The sequence below is a fragment of the Candidatus Ulvibacter alkanivorans genome, assembly GCF_003333325.1.
In the GTDB taxonomy this organism is placed as follows: domain Bacteria; phylum Bacteroidota; class Bacteroidia; order Flavobacteriales; family Flavobacteriaceae; genus Ulvibacter_A; species Ulvibacter_A alkanivorans.
This window is the reverse complement of record NZ_QOLC01000024.1, coordinates 1-2102: the sequence shown is the minus strand read 5'-3', so window position 1 is coordinate 2102 and position 2102 is coordinate 1. Positions and strand designations below refer to the sequence as shown.

Below are 2102 nucleotides of genomic sequence, written 5' to 3'. Positions count from 1 at the left end.
TATCAAGCTAGCTGTAGCCGCATAATGTTGAGTCCATTTTGTTTTTTGAGATAAATCTTTAATTGCTTCTTGGCGTTTTTCAATTTGTGTGATATTATTTGCTTTAAGCTCGTTGGCTAATTTAAGCTGACCTTCAGAAGAGATGGTTCTATTAATATATTGAAAGAAAGATCCCGTTCCAAAGAGATCAATATCTAAGCAATAAAAGTGTTTTGGGTCTTGAAACTGGGCTCCTGTTTCTCTATGGTGAAAATCATTTGAAGCAATTTTTAGTTCTTCATTATTAATATGAACTAGTGCTTTATGAAGTGCTCTTTTTGATTTTATAGAATACCTGAATATTACGAGAAAGTTCCGGGTAATGTTTTTCAAAAGCATTCTGTGCACACGGAGTGTCGAGGAAGATAATGTGTGTTTTTTTCAAAAGTTTCTCCTTGTTGATGATGTGAAGATGTTATCAGGTTGGGAATTGTTTTTCAAGAAATTATAAAAAGGCGTATTGTCGTTTTACTATTGGAATATGATGTTATTTTTCTGAGATATGTTGAAAAAACGAAAGTCATGAGTGTTTAGATGGTAAAGGAGAAGCCGAAAAACCCAAGGAAGATGATGTGCGTTTAGAAGTGGGCGTTTAAAATATTATAATACTATTACTGAAATTACAGTTGTTAATTAAATTTGAAAAGAATGAGTGTATCTGTTATATTACTGTATTTATAAATTTAACATTAAATGAACAAAGGAAGATTTCTATGTCTGAAGAAGTTGAAGAATCGTTGCTGGATAAGCTTTTAAAAGAAAAAGAGCAATTGAATAACAAAGATTTCACAAAATGGAATCAATTTGAAAAGACCCCGCCCTCAGAGAAAAGTGAGCGGTCTGTGTGGTACTGGGATGATTTTCAGGGTTTGATGTTAATTAAGGAGCATCAGGCGTATCGTCGTGGCAGACATTCTTTGATGCATAATCCGCATTGGTTGCCGAGAGAATAATATTATAATACCATTACTGAAATTACAGTTCGTATTGTAATTTAACGAAAGAATGAAGGGGTCTCAATTATTTAAGAATAGAAGGGAAAAGAGAGGGTCTTTGCCCTCTCTGGAATTGTATATTTAACCCCCGCCGCATCCGTCAGAACCTGAAGAGCCAGAGCAGTTTGAGATAGAAGAGCTTGCGACCGTTGTATTAAAGAAGCTACTGGAAGGTTTTGAACCATTAAATCTGGATTTCTTCTTGTTTTTGTCTACTGAGAAAAGCCGGAAGAAGGAGTAAATCCCAAAAGAAAGCGACATAGTGATGGCCGCAAGAGAGAAAAATCCGGAAATCATGAGTAAGATAGAAAGTCCAATAATTTCAATCAAGTTAGCATTTTCGAAGAAATGAATGATGAAATCCATGAGTTACTCTCCTGAGTAATTTGTTTATGAGTCTATTATAGCAGATTCATAATTCAATGTCATTCGATTTTTTCTTTGCTTTTGATGTGTTTTTCGATAATAAGTGCAATGCATCCCAAAGAGAAAATAAGAGCAAAGATACCATCGGCAATGGCTTCTTCGGGTGTTTGCGGAAGCCAGTTTTTTCCGAAGTGTTCATTGCAGACATAAGAGTAGGCGAACGCAATAAAGAAAATGAGGTATGGCATAATGTGGTTTCCTTTAGTAATTGAGTGTGGTTTTGCAGATAGTATCGATGTCGAAGCCTTGCTCCATCATTTGGTAGGCTTTGTTAAGTGGTTTCATTTCGTGAAATCCTTCGCTGGTCAAGTCAGTCGTCTTGAGAACGAGAGCCTTGAATTTTTCAGGAGAGCCTTCTGAGATTTCAATGCAGGCTTCAATTTTCCCGGACATCCAATCGTTCATGTGATTTGCCTGTGTTGTTTCTGAGTGGGGATATTATAGCATAGTATTGATATTGTGAGCAAGTTTCCGGATTGACAAAGGTGGAAAAGATTGCTGATCGCATTGTTGGCTTTTATGCCGATGGCGTCTTATGCCGATTATATTGTGTATGCAAAAGGCAGTAAGTTGACAATTCCAGTGGAGAAGATATCTGGTGCATTATTATTAGGTACCAATACGGGTGTATTAAGAATGCTG

4 protein-coding genes and 1 pseudogene are annotated in these 2102 nt (G+C 36.3%); 1 reads left to right on the top strand and 4 read right to left on the bottom strand.

The genetic code is table 11. The features are described from left to right. Window positions 1-372 (bottom strand): annotated as a pseudogene (locus DWA30_RS01200) (MutS-related protein); the annotation flags it as partial. Between the two features lie 380 nt (window positions 373-752). Between DWA30_RS01200 and DWA30_RS01195 the strand changes: the two are divergent. Continuing rightward, window positions 753-992 (top strand): hypothetical protein, encoded by a 240-nt coding sequence (locus tag DWA30_RS01195; protein WP_114490709.1) that lies wholly within the window; start codon window positions 753-755, stop codon window positions 990-992. A gap of 123 nt (window positions 993-1115) precedes the next feature. Here the strand turns inward: DWA30_RS01195 and DWA30_RS13165 are convergent, their stop codons facing one another. From DWA30_RS13165 to DWA30_RS13160, 3 genes are read right to left on the bottom strand one after another with little or no spacing between them, the layout of a single operon-like run. Further along, window positions 1116-1400 carry a hypothetical protein gene (locus DWA30_RS13165; protein WP_136073122.1) on the bottom strand — a complete coding sequence of 95 codons (285 nt, stop codon included), beginning with the start codon at window positions 1398-1400 and terminating at the stop codon, window positions 1116-1118. Between the two features lie 59 nt (window positions 1401-1459). Continuing rightward, the gene (locus DWA30_RS01190) at window positions 1460-1648 is read right to left on the bottom strand and encodes a hypothetical protein (RefSeq protein WP_114490708.1); all 189 of its coding nucleotides are present in this window, start codon (window positions 1646-1648) and stop codon (window positions 1460-1462) included. Window positions 1649-1661: 13 nt separating this feature from the next. Next, on the bottom strand, window positions 1662-1865 hold the full coding sequence (locus tag DWA30_RS13160; RefSeq protein WP_136073121.1) for a hypothetical protein: 204 nt from the start codon (window positions 1863-1865) through the stop codon (window positions 1662-1664). Window positions 1866-2102: the final 237 nt, after the last annotated feature.